The 16,434-nt window shown below is 42.6% G+C and carries 16 protein-coding genes; 11 read left to right on the top strand and 5 right to left on the bottom strand.

Going from position 1 to position 16,434, the window contains the following annotated elements:
• The first annotated feature begins 197 nt into the window (after positions 1-197).
• Genes ACY3LV_RS16525 through ACY3LV_RS16510 form a run of 4 tightly spaced genes read left to right on the top strand, consistent with a single transcriptional unit; the run spans position 198 to position 3,208 of the window.
• Positions 198-2,138 (top strand): hypothetical protein, encoded by a 1,941-nt coding sequence (locus ACY3LV_RS16525; RefSeq protein ID WP_464864187.1) that lies wholly within the window; start codon positions 198-200, stop codon positions 2,136-2,138.
• A complete protein-coding gene (locus ACY3LV_RS16520; RefSeq protein WP_087992185.1) occupies positions 2,128-2,397 on the top strand; it encodes a hypothetical protein in 270 nt (89 codons plus the stop codon). The genes ACY3LV_RS16525 and ACY3LV_RS16520 overlap by 11 nt, the downstream gene beginning before the upstream one ends.
• Positions 2,397-2,918, top strand: a complete 522-nt coding sequence (gene ylaC / locus ACY3LV_RS16515) for an RNA polymerase sigma factor YlaC (RefSeq protein ID WP_333517679.1) — start codon at positions 2,397-2,399, stop codon at positions 2,916-2,918. Before ACY3LV_RS16520 ends, ylaC begins: the two co-directional genes overlap by 1 nt.
• Positions 2,915-3,208: an anti-sigma factor family protein gene (locus tag ACY3LV_RS16510; RefSeq protein WP_087992184.1), complete on the top strand. Its 294-nt coding sequence runs from the start codon at positions 2,915-2,917 to the stop codon at positions 3,206-3,208. The genes ylaC and ACY3LV_RS16510 overlap by 4 nt, the downstream gene beginning before the upstream one ends.
• Before the next feature lie 39 nt (positions 3,209-3,247).
• Here ACY3LV_RS16510 and ACY3LV_RS16505 read toward each other — a convergent pair whose 3' ends face one another.
• Entirely contained in the window at positions 3,248-3,859 is a 612-nt protein-coding gene (locus tag ACY3LV_RS16505) for a hypothetical protein (protein WP_333560489.1), read from the bottom strand.
• Between the two features lie 469 nt (positions 3,860-4,328).
• Positions 4,329-4,517 carry a YlaF family protein gene (locus ACY3LV_RS16500; protein ID WP_333517676.1) on the bottom strand — a complete coding sequence of 63 codons (189 nt, stop codon included), beginning with the start codon at positions 4,515-4,517 and terminating at the stop codon, positions 4,329-4,331.
• 112 nt (positions 4,518-4,629) lie between these two features.
• Between ACY3LV_RS16500 and typA the strand changes: the two genes are divergently transcribed.
• Positions 4,630-6,468: a translational GTPase TypA gene (gene typA / locus ACY3LV_RS16495; RefSeq protein WP_087992181.1), complete on the top strand. Its 1,839-nt coding sequence runs from the start codon at positions 4,630-4,632 to the stop codon at positions 6,466-6,468.
• A 56-nt stretch (positions 6,469-6,524) separates the two neighbouring features.
• A complete protein-coding gene (locus ACY3LV_RS16490) occupies positions 6,525-6,842 on the top strand; it encodes a YlaH-like family protein (protein WP_333560487.1) in 318 nt (105 codons plus the stop codon).
• A gap of 219 nt (positions 6,843-7,061) precedes the next feature.
• Here the strand turns inward: ACY3LV_RS16490 and ACY3LV_RS16485 are convergent, their stop codons facing one another.
• Positions 7,062-7,271, bottom strand: coding sequence for a YlaI family protein (locus ACY3LV_RS16485; RefSeq protein ID WP_333560486.1), 210 nt, complete (start codon positions 7,269-7,271; stop codon positions 7,062-7,064).
• A 95-nt stretch (positions 7,272-7,366) separates the two neighbouring features.
• Positions 7,367-7,984 carry a YhcN/YlaJ family sporulation lipoprotein gene (locus tag ACY3LV_RS16480; protein WP_148961918.1) on the bottom strand — a complete coding sequence of 206 codons (618 nt, stop codon included), beginning with the start codon at positions 7,982-7,984 and terminating at the stop codon, positions 7,367-7,369.
• Between the two features lie 154 nt (positions 7,985-8,138).
• Here ACY3LV_RS16480 and ACY3LV_RS16475 point away from each other — a divergent pair, with 154 nt between their 5' ends.
• The gene (locus ACY3LV_RS16475; protein ID WP_333517674.1) at positions 8,139-9,467 is read left to right on the top strand and encodes a PhoH family protein; all 1,329 of its coding nucleotides are present in this window, start codon (positions 8,139-8,141) and stop codon (positions 9,465-9,467) included.
• A gap of 2 nt (positions 9,468-9,469) precedes the next feature.
• On the opposite strand, the gene ACY3LV_RS16470 is transcribed toward ACY3LV_RS16475, so the two are convergent.
• Positions 9,470-9,955, bottom strand: coding sequence for a peptidyl-prolyl cis-trans isomerase (locus ACY3LV_RS16470; RefSeq protein WP_333560485.1), 486 nt, complete (start codon positions 9,953-9,955; stop codon positions 9,470-9,472).
• A gap of 103 nt (positions 9,956-10,058) precedes the next feature.
• Between ACY3LV_RS16470 and glsA the strand changes: the two genes are divergently transcribed.
• The 4 genes from glsA (at position 10,059) to pyc (ending at position 16,305) form a co-directional block, all read left to right on the top strand.
• A complete protein-coding gene (gene glsA, locus ACY3LV_RS16465; RefSeq protein WP_148961915.1) occupies positions 10,059-10,988 on the top strand; it encodes a glutaminase A in 930 nt (309 codons plus the stop codon).
• 97 nt (positions 10,989-11,085) lie between these two features.
• Entirely contained in the window at positions 11,086-11,367 is a 282-nt protein-coding gene (locus tag ACY3LV_RS16460) for an Fpa/YlaN family protein (RefSeq protein ID WP_003221339.1), read from the top strand.
• Between the two features lie 205 nt (positions 11,368-11,572).
• The gene (locus ACY3LV_RS16455) at positions 11,573-12,784 is read left to right on the top strand and encodes an FtsW/RodA/SpoVE family cell cycle protein (RefSeq protein WP_464864186.1); all 1,212 of its coding nucleotides are present in this window, start codon (positions 11,573-11,575) and stop codon (positions 12,782-12,784) included.
• Between the two features lie 74 nt (positions 12,785-12,858).
• Entirely contained in the window at positions 12,859-16,305 is a 3,447-nt protein-coding gene (pyc, locus tag ACY3LV_RS16450) for a pyruvate carboxylase (protein ID WP_464864185.1), read from the top strand.
• The last annotated feature ends 129 nt before the right edge of the window (positions 16,306-16,434 follow it).

The following is a 16,434-nucleotide window of genomic DNA, read 5'->3' as shown; positions in this document are numbered from 1 at the left end:
CAAAAACTAACATAACTAGACAAAATTGATAGAAATGTCCTGTGTTTATTTTTGCTGAATAATATCCAGATGAGTCAAGTGTCATGTGATGGCTCATTGCAAGAGTTATGGGGAAGAAAAGAAATATTTGTTTCTTATTGAAACTTTTGGACAAGCCGGCTGTCTAACCGAATGAGGCCTTAATAAGAAGTAAAGGATTGTTGTTCGTGTTGGATTTATTCAGTCATTATGTATTGCATTTCGAACGTTATTTTATATTAAGCAGACAAAGCACCTTGCTGATTCAATGGGCAATTTTAGTTTTGGCGGGCTTATATGTTTTGGTGCACCATCCCAAGATAAACCGGTACCGCACCATGTTCTTGGCAGGTGTCTTATTGCGGATTGTGTTACTGGCCGGGGTGTCTGTTGAACTCATTCATCAGGTGCAAGCAACAAACTTTACCAGCGCTTACTTAAGAGAGGACGGCAATGAACTGCTGCCGCTGGTGCATTTTTTGTTATACGGGTATGTGCTACTGATGGCTTTTCACTATATGCTGATGCCTTGTGATCATGGCGGAAAAGGTATGTTTTATACGTTCGATCTCGCCGTTGTCAGTTTGCCGATCGTACAAATGATATTCAGTTTCTTTTCGTATTGGAATGAATATCCTGATGGGATCGAACCAATTGAATTCGTGTTCCTGTTTTTCATCATCATTCTTCCTATTGTGTTGAATGTACTGTTTTTTAAGCTGTATTGGAGAACAAATAAGATTTTACTAGGTTTATTTTATACGCTGATTATCGGACTGCTCGTCCTGCTGCTTATGCCATATCCCAATCAAATCTCCATAGATTATGGTGCAGTAATGCCATATACGATTTATTTAGCAATGGCGGGATTTTTGATGAGCTATCATCTGTTCCAAAAGTCAGGCAAGGTTTATGCGCGTGTGAATAAGTGGCTGCCGATGGCTGTCATTCTGTTTTTTGTCTTTCTCTTAAATCCGATATATAACGTAGCAACGGCTGCTTTCGCTGTATCAAAGCCGGCAAATGTTCATGACTCATTCAATTTTGTAGGAGAGCACATTTCATCTGAAAAAGCGGAACAAATTATTAAGTCATTTTTTCCTACGGATGAGACATTGTATTTACATGATACAAAGATGGATGTGCATTATTTCTATTCATTTGAAAACTTGAGCTATGAGGCTGAAGTGGATGAAGTATCACAGCTGATTAATAATTATCAGTACTTGAAAAAGCCGCGGGGGAAAACGCTGACGGATCGGGAATACATGCAGAAGTCCATCGCTTTCCTTGAGCGACACGGCCGTGTGTTAAATAAAGATCACATCGAAACAACGGTATCTAAAGAAGACGGCCAGATAGTCGTTCGTATATATCTGAAAAATCAACTTCATAAAAAAGATCATGAAGATGATGGAACGGTATTTTATTGGGAAAAGGAAACACTAATGGGCTTTAGTGAAGACCCTTCAATTTATCAGCTTGATTCTCTTCTGCATGTTCATGTAACAGAACAAGACATACAAGACAAAGTGAAGGAAGTGTTTACAGCTTTAAACATACCGAAACAGCCTTATCAGATCACTGATATTGAAAGCAACAGCCTGCTTGGAAGCTTGGTGCGCGTTGAAACGAGAGATGGAATTGTTTTGGAATTCGAGAGTGAATCTGGTTGTTTACATAGTCTTTCGCTTCCAATGAAAAAGAATATTTCACTGACAAACAACAAGCTGCAGCGGCAGATATTATCGGTCTTCGATGCTGATGTATCAGAAATGAAGAAAAAAAGCAGGCAGAGTGACATGGTGATGTATACTGATTCTTCTAAAACATATGAGCTTTTTGAAGATCAAGGTCAGCTAAACGCTTATGTGTACAGCGATACACCCGATAGGGCATTTCCATATACGTATCGTGATGGAAAATTGGCTTATGAAAAAGTAGCTTCTGCATACCAGGATGTCATTTACAAAAAACGTATGCGTCCAATTATCGTTCAAAGAGGGAATGAACGCCATTATGCATGGCTGATCATTATTCAGCCGTTTGGCTCAAACCGCCATGATGCTTATGTGGTGGATGGAGACACACAAGAGGTGGAAAGCCTATATGAATCATAAAGAAAAAGCGTCTGTATTTTTAGATTTATATGACCTATATAAAGAAGGAGAGCTAGAGGATGAATCAATGGAATGGATGAGACAGCAAGAGCCGTTATTTCAAAAGAATGCGGAAGGCTTAAAGAGTGAATCTTGTTCAAAAAGAAGCCCGGGTGCTGAAGAAGAGAGCCAAATCAGACATATGAAAGTATACCTGTCTGCCATGTATATCTGTTTCATTTTATTGGCTATTTGGATGACGGTGTGGTTTTATTTCTAATGAAGCATAGGGATTCTATTGAGGACTTGTATCGACAGTATTACCGAGAAATTTTAAATTATTTATTCAGAAGGACTCATCATCTTGAAACAGCCAAGGACTTAGCGCAGGACACGTTTGTAAAAGCTCTTAACGGCCTGGCTTCGTTTAGAGGGCATTCTTCCATCAGAACGTGGCTTTACACCATTGCACATCATACCTTTGTCAATTGGTACCGCAGGGATGTCAAATACCAATTGACTGATATCAGCAAAAATGAAGGATTAACGCAAACAACTTATGAGCAGCCTGAACAGTATCTGTCACGGACGGTAAAAAGCGAAACGTTGCGGCAGGAGATCCTGCTGTTAAAAGATCAGCATCAATCCGTTTTGATTTTAAGAGAATTCCAAGAGCTTTCTTATGAAGAAATCGCTGAGATATTAGGATGGAGTCTTTCAAAGGTGAAAACCACACTGCACCGGGCCAGATTAGAGCTAAAGAAAAACATGGCGAAAAGAAGAGAGGAGGAGCGGATATGACCTGCTTTCTAGTAAGAGACCTGCTTCCTCTGTATCTTGAAGGTGATTGTAAAAGTGAAACGGAACACGTCATTGAAGAACATTTAAAGACCTGCAGCAGCTGCAGAGAGATGTATGACATGATGGCTGAGCCTTTTGAATTGGAGGGCGGACAGGCTGTTGAGGAGGCTTTTCTGCCGGAAGAAGAAATGCGGTTTAAACAGAGGTACTATGGTTTGCTGATCGTTAAAGCTGCCTGCTGGTTCGGAGCGGCGGTAGCCGTGATGCTGATCATCAAACTGCTCATATAAAGAAAGCGCTTGTCCGACTGCGGCAAGCGCTTTTTTAGATTAAGCTTCAGGATGGATCATATCGTAGATTGCGGCAAGCTGTTCTTGTGGCAGAGCACTGAAGAGTTTGCCGTAAACATCAGCTTGCGAAGGTGTCGCCCCTGCTTGTATGGCTGCATCTTTATCATAGCTGTACACACCGTCTTGTAATACAATTGCTGCTTGAAGAATGTGAATCTTTAAGGAAACAGCGGAGAAAAATTGTTCAAGTGCGAGTGCTTCTTTATCTGTGAAGCCAAGTTCAATTGCTTTTTCTGTATCAAATTTGTAATTTCCATCTTCAGCATACACACATTGTGAAACAACATTGAAAAATTCTGAAGTCGACTCCCATAATGTTGCGATTACTTGAGCCTCTTCTTTTGTCATTCCTAACTCGACAGCTTTTTCACTGTCAAAATAATACACACCGTCTTGTTCATATATACATTCATTTAATATATCAATGAATGTATTGAGATCTTCGTTAGTGATTGTCTGATGCTGAACATGGCCAGCTGTGTTATCAACCAATGTTTTTGCGCTGGCTGCATCAGGGCCGAACGTTAATAGAGCAGCTGAGGTCATTGCGGCAGTTGTTAGCATAGCTTTTTTTACAAATGTTTTCTTCATGTTTCTTCTCTCCCTTTTATGAATTGTGCTACGAATCCCATTATAGGGAGAGATTGGAGGAAGAGAAATAGGCTCTATGGTCTTTTATGTATATGTTGCCGGACTATTTTTTGCCGGTCACATGTGTCATCATGAGAACGTTTGTCTATGTATGAATGCTGTTTTACATCTTCCAGACTAAGAAACAGGGGAGATAAGGCTTAATAAAATGAAAAAAACCGCTTTTTGCAGTGTTTCAGCATGTCGACAAACTCTCGCATTTGTTGTCAAGGCTGCGCGCCGGTGCTCACGAATTCGAACATTCGCTGTGCTCCGATGCACGCCCTTCCTAGACTTCAAGGGATTTCAATCACACTGAAAAGATACAAAATGCTAAAATGAAAACCATTTTAGCATTTTGTCAACAATTTGAAACACTGCTTTCTTTGCGGTGTTTTTTGATTATAATATCTCCTGCGGGGCAATGCTTTTAATCAAGCAAGCCCTGCTCGCGCATTTTCTTTTTTAATGTAAATCCGCCGCCCATAACGGCGCAAACAAGTACAATGCTCCCTGCAATGCCTATGGCGCTTTTTTCAGCGATAAAGACGCCGATCAGCATAATGCTGAAAACTGCTGCAAATGCAAATAATAGGAAAAGCCAATTCTTTTTTTTCATATTTTCCATCCCCTTTTACGTCTTATAGTAAGTTTACTGAAAAACGTGACGCTTTTAAAGAGGAAGTGTGGTATAATATGAAAGTTATCTAATTTTTTTAGGAGATGAAAAAGTGAAACTTCGAAACGATCTTCGCAACATCGCGATTATTGCCCACGTTGACCATGGAAAAACGACTCTAGTTGATCAGCTTTTACATCAAGCTGGTACGTTCCGTGCCAACGAACAGGTTGCTGAACGCGCAATGGACTCTAATGATCTTGAACGCGAACGCGGCATTACAATTTTGGCGAAAAATACAGCGATTAACTATAAAGATACACGCATCAATATTTTGGATACCCCTGGACACGCAGACTTTGGGGGAGAGGTAGAACGGATTATGAAAATGGTTGACGGCGTACTGCTTGTCGTTGACGCATATGAAGGCTGTATGCCTCAAACTCGTTTTGTTCTGAAAAAAGCCCTTGAGCAAAACCTGAACCCGGTTGTTGTTGTCAACAAAATTGACCGTGACTTTGCTCGTCCTGAGGAAGTAATCGATGAGGTTCTTGATCTGTTCATTGAGCTTGATGCCAATGAACAGCAGCTTGAATTCCCAGTGGTATATGCTTCAGCGATTAATGGTACAGCGAGTCTTGATCCGAAACAGCAGGATGAAAACATGGAATCTTTATATGAAACCATTATTAAGCATGTTCCGGCACCTGTTGAAAATGCAGAAGAGCCGCTTCAGTTCCAAGTTGCCCTTCTTGACTACAATGATTATGTAGGCCGTATCGGAATCGGACGCGTATTCCGCGGTACGATGAAAGTCGGTCAGCAGGTTTCTCTTATGAAGCTTGACGGAACGGCTAAGTCATTCCGTGTAACAAAAATTTTCGGTTTCCAAGGTTTAAAGCGGGTGGAAATTGAAGAAGCAAAAGCGGGAGACCTCGTTGCGGTTTCCGGCATGGAAGATATTAATGTTGGTGAAACGGTCTGTCCTGTAGACCATCAAGATCCGCTTCCAGTGCTTCGCATTGATGAACCGACACTTCAAATGACATTTGTCGTGAATAACAGTCCGTTTGCAGGTCGTGAAGGTAAATATGTAACGGCCCGCAAAATTGAAGAGCGTCTTCATTCACAGCTTCAGACGGATGTGAGCTTGCGTGTTGAGCCAACAGCTTCTCCTGATGCTTGGGTTGTTTCCGGACGCGGTGAGCTTCACTTGTCAATTTTAATTGAAAATATGCGCCGTGAAGGTTATGAGCTTCAAGTTTCAAAACCTGAAGTTATCATCAAAGAAATCGACGGTGTACGCTGTGAGCCTGTTGAGCGTGTGCAAATCGATGTTCCTGAAGAGCATACAGGCTCTGTCATGGAGTCAATGGGTGCCCGCAAAGGCGAAATGATTGACATGATCAACAATGGTAACGGCCAAGTCCGTCTTATCTTTACAGTTCCTTCCCGCGGACTGATCGGATACTCCACAGAGTTCTTATCATTAACACGCGGCTTTGGTATTCTCAACCATACGTTTGACAGCTACCAGCCGATGCAGGCGGGCCAAGTCGGCGGCCGCCGTCAAGGAGTACTTGTGTCAATGGAAAACGGAAAAGCGACATCTTATGGTATTCAAGGAATTGAAGACCGCGGTGTCATCTTCGTTGAGCCAGGTACTGAAGTATACGAAGGAATGATTGTTGGAGAGCATAACCGTGACAACGACCTTGTTGTTAACGTCAGCAAAATGAAACAGCAGACGAACGTCCGCTCTGCGACAAAGGATCAGACAACTACAATTAAAAAAGCGCGCATCATGTCTCTTGAGGAGTCTCTAGAGTACTTAAACGAAGATGAATACTGTGAAGTAACGCCTGAATCCATCCGTTTAAGAAAGAAAATCCTCAATAAAAACGAACGTGAAAAAGCGGCTAAAAAGAAAAAAACAGCAGGATTGTCTTAATCTCTTGCAGAATTTGAAAAGATAGAACCCGTACGTTTACAGGGGAGGGAATCTTTTTGAATGACGTAAGCGAACGCCTGTCGTTCTTCGCCGCTCTATATCAAGTAGACCGGCAGCCTGCGGCAGGCATGTGGCTGCTGTACGGCACGATTTTTGTTTTGGCCGTTATTGTATTTAAGCTTGGATTTGCTAAACGGCTTCCGGTATTAAAATCAGCAGTGGTGTATGTATTTCTGGCTTTGGGCTGCACTGTTTTAACCTTTTTAGGAGTGTTTTTGCCTGTGGCAGAGGGATTGGTCGTCGCTGCGCTGATTTTAATCTTTTACAAAATTCGGCTGTATCAGTCGAAAAAAGGACAGTCTGCAAAATCATAAAAGACTCAGCTGAAGAGCTGAGTCTTTTTATTTTGTCATCTATTCAGCGTGATTGAAAACCCTTGAAGTCTAGAAAGGACGAGCATCGGAGCACAGCGAATGTTGGAATTCGTGAGCACCGACGCACAGGCCTGAAAACGAATGCGAGGGTTTGTCGACACGCTTAAAGACTCAGCTGAGAAGCTGAGTCTTTTTGTTCTGTATGGTAAAGCTGCCGCTTTATTTTTTGACTTTTTCTTTCTTCTGCTGTCCCGGGTGAAATGCGAATTTTCCCGTTTTCAGCCGTTCTTCTGTTTTTTGGGTAATCCGATCGTGGCATTCCTGGCACATATATGTATGGATCGGGCGGTTTCGAAGCCGTTTCGCGATCAGGGTATCATCATCAATTGTTTCAATTTTATCGCAAATAGAACATTGGACCCTCATCATATCACCTCTTTCACTAACATGTATTATAGCACGGATCAGAAGCTGTCCAAAGTAAGAAAAAGCTAAAGCGCGAGGCTATAGCTTTTTCATGATTATTATTTTTTCATATGATGATCAGATTGATCGTTTTGCTCCTGTTCCAATTCCTGCTGCTGCTTTCTGTTTAATTGGTCATTTTGCTGCTTTGTTTGCGGCTCATCTTCATCGTCAATCACATCGTTAGGCACTTCCGGAAGCACTCGGCCGACAATTGCAGCCAATTCATCTAATATGCCTGTCACCGGCCGGCCTTCACTGATTTCTCTGCTCATTTCATTCAGGCGGCTGACCGTATCCGGGTCAGCAATGACAACTGCGTTTGCACCGTGTCGATCATCTTTCAGAGCCTGTGCTACAGAATATTTAATGGTTTCCACTTTGCTTCTGTCCAAAGTATCATCGACATCAATCCCTACAACGGCATAACCTCCCAGCACAACGGCTGTTGCATCCTTAACATCGGGGATTTTTTCAGCAACGCTGACAAGATGCTTCGCAATATCCGCTCTTGTCCCATTGTCTTTTGTCTCCTGAGTTGTGTCCTTTACGTGAATCGGTTTGGTTTCCTGCTGCCTTGTTGATTCTTTTTCAACATTCTGATCCTGGTTTCCTTGTTGGTAGGCACATGCGGACAGGATAAGCGTCAGCTGTATCATAATGAAAAGAATTCGCACTTGCGGGTTCCCTCCTTGAAATGCATTCATTAATTTTATTGTTGAATTAACCTTCTATCTTTATTCACAAAAACATATATTTTAGCAGGCATTCACCTTTTTTATCGTAAGAGAAGCAGGAAGAACTTTGACCTTTATATCAGGAGGCTGAGACTTGAGTAAAATTTATGTGTTAGATACGAATGTGTTATTACAGGATCCTAACGCGATATTTTCTTTTGAAGAAAATGAGGTTGTCATCCCTGCTGTTGTATTAGAAGAAGTTGATTCGAAAAAAAGGTATATGGACGAAGTTGGGAGGAATGCAAGGCACGTATCTAAGCTGATCGATGCTTTAAGGCAAAAGGGAAGGCTGCATGAGCAGGTCCCGCTCGACACCGGCGGTACACTGAGAATTGAACTGAATCATCGTTCGTTTCACCAGCTGCAAGAGATCTTTATTGAAAAAACGAACGATAATCGTATATTGGCTGTTGCGAAAAATTTAAGCCTCGAGGAAGAAACGAAGGAAGATGGCAGGCCGGTTATTCTCGTCAGCAAGGATGTATTGGTCAGAGTGAAAGCGGACGCGATCGGACTGCATGCTGAAGATTTCTTAAATGACCGGGTTGTGGACAATGATGAAATGTACAACGGCTATAAGGATTTATATATCAGCCAGCAGCTGTTCAGCTCTTTTTATGGGAAAAATCAAATTACAGTAAATGAAATGAAACAGCACACATTTTATCCGAATCAATTCGCATTAATGAAAGATGAGCTGGGAGGATCCTCTTCAGCCGTCGGAATGGCGGATAAAACAGGCACGGTCTTAAAAAGGCTTGTTTTTGACGATGAACATGTATGGGGAATCAGGCCGAAAAATGTACAGCAGACAATGGCATTAGAGCTTTTGCTGCGTGAAGATATTCCGCTCGTCACCCTAATCGGAAAAGCAGGAACCGGCAAAACGCTTTTAGCATTGGCGGCGGGGCTATTACAGACAGAAGACTTGGGAATATATAAAAAATTGATCGTCGCAAGGCCGATTGTTCCTGTTGGCAAGGATATTGGATATTTGCCCGGCGAAAAAGAGGAAAAGCTAAAGCCTTGGATGCAGCCGATTTTTGACAACTTGGAGTTTCTGTTTAATGCGAAAAAACCGGGGGAGCTTGAGGCCATTCTGGCGGGTATTGGCTCAATTCAGGTGGAAGCGCTGACTTATATCAGGGGGAGAAGCATTCCGGATCAATTTATTATTATTGATGAGGCTCAAAATTTGACCAGGCATGAGGTGAAAACGCTGCTGACGAGAGTCGGTGAGGGCAGTAAAATTGTCTTAATGGGCGATCCAGAACAAATTGATCACCCATATTTAGACAGTCTGAACAATGGTTTAGCCTACGTGGTTGAGCGGTTTAAAGGACAACCCATCTCAGGCAGCGTGAAGCTGTTAAAAGGTGAAAGATCAGGTCTCGCCCAGCTTGCCGCTGACTTGCTGTAATGTTACATGATTTCAATTTCTATTATATCGGTGATCGGCTGATCGTGATCAACTGGATCTTCAAAATAAATATGAACGGGGCCGCCTTCTTGGATTGGCTTGCCTGCCTCACTGAAATGGACAATACTGTTCAGTGCGGTTTCCAGAGGAACGGCGGTCTTTTTCGAACTTGTGACAAATACGCATTGTGTCGCGGAGCTGAGAGGCTCAGCATTTTTCAGGACAGTCCCAAGTTTCATGGCAAAACTGCCGTTCATCAGTTTTTGCTTCTCGTATTGTTTTTCCGTCTTTAATGTCGGCGGTGCAATCCGGCCCTCTCTGATCACGCGTTCAGGGTCAAGAGCGGATTCATCCCCGACTGATTGTAAATGTATGTCTTGACTGCCCCCTTTGCGTTCAAACGAAAATTTGCGATCATCAAAAATCCATACGCTCGGATCGATGGTGATCGGATATGTAACATTGCCTTTTACTTGTATAACACTCATGGTTATGACCCCCTTCTCCCAAAATTATAAAAGTTTTCGCATGAATTGTCACTTTGTGTACAAATTATGTGTATTGAAATGCTCAGGGAGCGAGGGTGGTTGCATGGTATGCCGGCATAATGACGAGCTTGAAACCTTAGTGAACGAAGCGAAAAAGATGACGGACAAGGGGGAGGTAGCCAGTTATATACCTGCCTTGGCAAAAGCTGATCAACACGATCTGTCAGTGGCGATTTATTATTCCAATACTACTTGTCTGTCAGCGGGTGACGTGGAAAAAACATTTACGCTTCAAAGTATATCGAAAGTGCTCTCGCTTGCTTTGGTGTTAATGGAATACGGCAAGGATAAGGTCTTCAGCTATGTCGGACAGGAGCCGACTGGTGATCCGTTTAATTCAATTATCAAGCTTGAAACAGTGAATCCGAGCAAGCCGTTAAACCCTATGATCAATGCTGGTGCGTTGGTAGTGACCAGCTTGATTAAAGGGAAAACGGTAAAAGAGAGACTTGATTATTTACTTTCTTTTATCAGAAAGCTGACAAACAACCAACAGATTACATACTGCCGGGAAGTGGCTGAATCCGAATACAGCACGTCGATGATTAATCGGGCAATGTGTTATTATATGAAACAGTACAGGATTTTTGAAGATGATGTAGAAGCGGTAATGGATTTATACACGAAGCAATGTGCGATTGAAATGAACAGTCTGGACTTGGCGAAAATCGGATCTGTATTTGCGCTGAACGGCAGACACCCCGAGACTGGGGAGCAAGTTATCTCAAAAGATGTTGCGAGAATTTGCAAAACATTTATGGTGACGTGCGGAATGTACAATGCAAGCGGCGAATTTGCAATTAAGGTCGGAATTCCTGCGAAAAGCGGCGTATCCGGAGGGATTATGGGCATTTCGCCATACGATTTCGGGATTGGTATTTTTGGCCCGGCATTGGACGAAAAAGGGAACAGCATTGCGGGTGTGAAGCTTTTGGAAATCATGTCTGAAATGTACAAACTGAGTATTTTTTAATTTATGTCATCTGCTTAAATCCTCTTGCATTTTCTGCTGATACCCTTTATGATAAATAGAAGAATTAGGTACTCGCCTGGGGAACGGAGGGATACTTTTGGCTTCAGAGATGATAGTTGACCATCGGCAAAAAGCTTTTGAGCTCTTAAAAGTTGACGCTGAGAAGATTTTGAAGCTGATCCGAGTACAAATGGATAACTTAACGATGCCTCAATGTCCTCTATATGAAGAGGTATTAGATACTCAAATGTTCGGGCTTTCGAGGGAAATCGATTTTGCTGTCCGCCTGGGATTGGTTGATGAAAAAGACGGTAAAGACCTTTTATACACATTGGAGCGCGAATTGTCTGCTTTGCATGACGCGTTTACAGGTAAATAAATGATAAAACTCAAACTTGTTAACAGTTTGGGTTTTTTTATAACCGCACATTTTCTCCCACCTTCTCGGAGACGGTCTTTTTTTACACATTCCTTCCGAATCGTATAGAGATTCTTCATCTTGTTTGATAAATTGTAGTAAAATAAAAAAGATCAATACATAAAAACCATAGATAATGGAAGTTGGAAGCAGGGAAGAGGATGTTATGTTAAAAAAAATGCTGAAATCTTATGATTACTCACTGATATTCGCAATTATTTTATTATGCGGATTCGGTTTAGTGATGGTATACAGCTCAAGCATGATTACGGCTGTTTCTCGTTATAACGTAAGCAGTAATTTTTTCTTCATGCGGCAGCTGTTTGCTTTAATTGCGGGTGGCGCTCTTTTTATACTCATGGCTTTGTTTCCTTACAAGGCATTGGCTCACCAAAAGTTTCAGAAGGGAATGCTGCTTGTTTCTGTTTTTGCGCTCATTTCGCTGTTCGTATTCGGACATGTTGCCGGAAACGCGCAAAGCTGGTTTAAAATTGGCGGATTGAGCATGCAGCCGGGCGAATTTGTCAAGCTAGTGGTCATATTGTACCTTGCAGCCGTATACGCCAAAAAACAAAGCTATATTGATCATCTGTTAACGGGGGTTGCGCCTCCAGTGGTGATGACAATCATTCTTTGCGGGTTGATTGCTATGCAGCCTGACTTCGGTACAGCTGCGATTATCGGATTAATTGCGGCATGCGTGATTTTGTGTTCCGGTTTCAGCGGAAAGACTCTGGCAAGGCTTGTTTTGCTGGGCGGTATTGTTTTACTCCTGGTCAGCCCGATTATTTATTTAAATAAGGACAAGATCCTGTCAGAAAAGCGTTTAGATCGTTTTGAGAGCCTTGAAGATCCGTTTAAATATGCGGATTCATCTGGCCTGCAAGTGATTAATTCCTATTATGCAATCGGATCAGGCGGTATTTTCGGTATGGGACTAGGTGAAAGTATTCAAAAATACGGTTATCTTCCTGAATCGCATACTGACTTTATTATGGCTGTCATTGCCGAAGAACTTGGTATTTTTGGGGTATTGTTTGTGATTATTCTATTAGGGTTTATCGTCATAAAAGGCTTTTATATAGCCAGAAAATGCGAGGACCCGTTTGGAAGTCTTCTAGCGATCGGTATTTCAAGCATGATCGCCATCCAATCGTTTGTTAACCTTGGCGGTGTCAGCGGATTAATTCCCATTACAGGAGTTACGCTGCCGTTTATCAGCTACGGGGGGTCTTCTTTAGTGCTGCTGTTGGCGAGTATGGGAATATTAGCCAATATCAGTATGTTTGTGAAATATTCAGAGAATAAGAAAAAGAAAGAGCCCGTGGCGTCAAAGGGAATGAAGAAGAAACAGCTTGAAAAAACTGTTTATCTGTAAAAAACAAGTGTGTACATGGGAAGGATATTCCTTTATGATAGATTATATTCCATTTCGGGTAAGGGGGAAAAAGTTTGTCACAGCAATCTATACAAAAAGTGTTAGTAGCAAACAGGGGAGAAATTGCAATCCGTATATTCCGTGCTTGTACAGAATTAAATATTCGTACAGTTGCGGTCTATTCAAAAGAAGATTCCGGTTCCTATCATCGTTATAAAGCAGATGAAGCGTACCTGGTTGGCGAAGGAAAAAAACCGATTGATGCTTACCTGGATATTGAGGGGATCATTGATATTGCGAAAAGAAACAAAGTGGATGCAATCCATCCGGGATACGGTTTCTTATCTGAGAATATACATTTCGCCAAACGCTGTGAAGAAGAAGGCATTGTGTTCATCGGTCCTACTTCTGAACATTTAAATATGTTTGGTGATAAGGTGAAAGCGCGTGAACAGGCAGAAAAAGCCGGAATTCCTGTAATCCCGGGAAGCGATGGTCCTGCAGAAACGCTTGAAGCCGTCGAACAATTCGGACAAAAGCACGGTTATCCGATGATTATTAAAGCTTCTCTTGGCGGCGGCGGACGCGGCATGAGAATTGTCAGAAGTGAAAGTGAAGTAAAAGAAGCATATGATCGTGCAAAATCAGAGGCAAAAGCAGCCTTTGGCAATGACGAAGTATATGTAGAGAAACTGATTGAAAACCCTAAGCACATTGAAGTTCAAGTCATTGGGGACAAGCAGGGCAACGTGGTTCATCTTTTTGAAAGGGATTGTTCTGTTCAAAGACGCCATCAAAAAGTAATCGAAGTAGCGCCGAGTGTCTCGCTGTCACCTGAATTGAGAGATCGAATTTGCGAAGCGGCAGTTGCGCTTGCCAAAAATGTGGATTATATAAACGCAGGTACGGTTGAGTTCCTTGTCGCGAACAACGAGTTCTATTTCATTGAAGTAAACCCGCGCGTTCAAGTTGAACATACAATTACAGAAATGATTACCGGTGTCGATATTGTCCAAACACAGATCCTTGTTGCCCAGGGACACAGTCTTCACAGCAAAAAAGTAAATATTCCACAGCAAAAGGACATTTCTACAATCGGTTATGCAATTCAGTCACGGGTAACGACTGAAGATCCGCAGAATGATTTCATGCCCGATACAGGAAAAATTATGGCTTACCGCTCTGGCGGCGGCTTTGGTGTCCGGCTAGACACCGGCAACAGCTTCCAAGGCGCCGTGATTACCCCGTATTACGATTCACTTCTCGTTAAGCTTTCAACTTGGGCTTTAACATTTGAACAGGCGGCGGCCAAAATGGTCCGAAACCTTCAGGAGTTTAGAATCAGAGGCATTAAAACAAATATTCCGTTCCTTGAGAACGTTGCAAAACATGATAAATTCCTGACAGGACAATATGATACGTCCTTCATTGATACAACACCTGAGCTATTTATTTTCCCTAAACAGAAAGACCGCGGCACGAAAATGCTCACGTACATCGGCAATGTGACAGTGAACGGGTTCCCTGGAATCGGGAAAAAAGAAAAACCGGCGTTTGACAAGCCGATACACGTAAAAGCCGACGCTGATCTGGAGCCTGCAAGAGGAACAAAGCAAATCCTTGATGAAAAAGGTGCTGAAGGTCTTGCGAAATGGGTGAAGGAACAGAAATCTGTCCTTTTAACTGATACAACATTCAGGGATGCACACCAATCCTTATTGGCAACAAGATTCAGATCACATGATTTGAAAAAAATCGCGAATCCGACGGCTGCTTTATGGCCTGAGCTATTCAGCATGGAAATGTGGGGAGGCGCGACCTTCGATGTAGCCTACCGATTCCTCAAAGAAGATCCGTGGAAGCGTTTGGAGGACCTTCGAAAGGAAGTGCCGAATACCTTATTCCAGATGCTGCTTCGTTCATCAAACGCAGTCGGCTATACGAATTATCCGGACAATGTGATTAAAGAATTTGTGAAACAATCCGCTCAATCCGGTATTGACGTGTTCCGTATATTCGACAGCTTAAACTGGGTAAAAGGGATGACATTAGCCATTGATGCTGTTCGGGATACCGGCAAAGTGGCAGAAGCTGCGATTTGTTACACAGGTGATATCCTTGACAAGAATCGCACGAAATATGATCTTGCTTATTATACGTCGATGGCGAAGGAGCTTGAGGCTGCCGGAGCCCATATTCTCGGAATTAAAGATATGGCAGGGCTGTTAAAACCGCAGGCTGCATATGAACTCGTTTCTGCATTGAAAGAGACGATCGACATTCCGGTTCACCTGCATACGCATGATACGAGCGGAAACGGTATTTATATGTATGCAAAAGCTGTTGAAGCAGGCGTTGATATCATAGACGTGGCGGTCAGCGCAATGGCGGGGTTAACGTCTCAGCCTAGTGCGAGCGGATTTTATCATGCGATGGAAGGCAACGCCCGCCGCCCGGAAATGAATGTCCAAGGTGTTGAAATGCTGTCCCAATATTGGGAGTCAGTGCGTAAATACTATAGCGAATTTGAAAGCGGAATGAAGTCACCGCATACTGAAATTTATGAACACGAAATGCCTGGAGGCCAATACAGCAATCTGCAGCAGCAGGCCAAGGGAGTAGGCCTGGGTGACCGCTGGAATGAAGTCAAAGAAATGTACAGACGCGTCAACGATATGTTCGGCGATGTCGTGAAGGTCACGCCTTCCTCAAAAGTCGTCGGAGATATGGCGCTCTACATGGTACAAAACAACTTGACTGAAAAGGACGTGTACGAAAAAGGCGAATCATTGGATTTCCCTGATTCAGTTGTTGAGCTATTCAAAGGAAATATCGGCCAGCCTCATGGTGGATTCCCGCAAAAACTCCAAAAGCTGATCTTAAAAGGACAGGAGCCAATTACGGTCAGACCTGGAGAACTGCTTGAGCCGGTATCATTTGAAGCGATCAAACAGGAATTTAAAGAGCAGCATAACTTGGAGATTTCAGATCAAGATACTATTGCGTATGCCCTTTATCCTAAAGTCTTCTCTGATTATGTGAAAACGGCAGAAAGCTATGGAGACATTTCGGTATTAGATACACCGACATTCTTCTATGGCATGACATTGGGTGAAGAAATAGAAGTGGAAATTGAGCGCGGAAAAACGCTGATCGTTAAGCTGATTTCAATCGGCGAGCCTCAGCCTGATGCCACTCGTGTCCTTTATTTCGAACTGAACGGGCAGCCGCGTGAAGTTGTCATTAAAGATGAAAGCATTAAGTCTTCCGTTCAGGAAAAGCTGAAAGCGGACCGGACAAACCCAACCCACATCGCAGCCTCCATGCCTGGAACGGTTATTAAGGTATTGACTGAGGCAGGTGCAAAAGTCAACAAAGGTGATCACTTGATGATCAATGAAGCGATGAAAATGGAAACAACGGTTCAGGCGCCTTTCTCAGGAACAATCAAGCAGGTTCATGTGAAAAATGGCGAGCCGATCCAAACGGGAGATCTGCTTATCGAAATTGAAAAAGCATAATAAACCGGAGTGTATATCATTTGATATACACTCTTGTTTTTTAGAAAAAAGCGGAGTGAAACAAATGAAAGTTGTCATTGTGTGGTTTAGAAGAGATTTAAGGCTTGAAGACAATACAGCACTGTGAAA

This window comes from Bacillus sp. 11C (assembly GCF_055486375.1).
Note: the sequence above shows the minus strand (reverse complement) of the source record. Positions and strands in the feature narration are given on the sequence as shown.

Bases quoted from the DNA above. Each gene is read 5' to 3' on its own strand.
- ACY3LV_RS16485 (WP_333560486.1), bottom strand. From the start codon at position 7,271: ATGATGAGGGTCCAATGTTCTATTTGCGATAAAATTGAAACAATTGAT.
- ACY3LV_RS16500 (WP_333517676.1), bottom strand. From the start codon at position 4,517: ATGAAAAAAAAGAATTGGCTTTTCCTATTATTTGCATTTGCAGCAGTT.
- ACY3LV_RS16470 (WP_333560485.1), bottom strand. From the start codon at position 9,955: ATGAGTGTTATACAAGTAAAAGGCAATGTTACATATCCGATCACCATC.
- ACY3LV_RS16520 (WP_087992185.1), top strand. From the start codon at position 2,128: ATGAATCATAAAGAAAAAGCGTCTGTATTTTTAGATTTATATGACCTA.
- ACY3LV_RS16510 (WP_087992184.1), top strand. From the start codon at position 2,915: ATGACCTGCTTTCTAGTAAGAGACCTGCTTCCTCTGTATCTTGAAGGT.
- glsA (WP_148961915.1), top strand. From the start codon at position 10,059: ATGGTATGCCGGCATAATGACGAGCTTGAAACCTTAGTGAACGAAGCG.
- ylaC (WP_333517679.1), top strand. From the start codon at position 2,397: ATGAAGCATAGGGATTCTATTGAGGACTTGTATCGACAGTATTACCGA.
- ACY3LV_RS16455 (WP_464864186.1), top strand. From the start codon at position 11,573: ATGTTAAAAAAAATGCTGAAATCTTATGATTACTCACTGATATTCGCA.
- ACY3LV_RS16505 (WP_333560489.1), bottom strand. From the start codon at position 3,859: ATGAAGAAAACATTTGTAAAAAAAGCTATGCTAACAACTGCCGCAATG.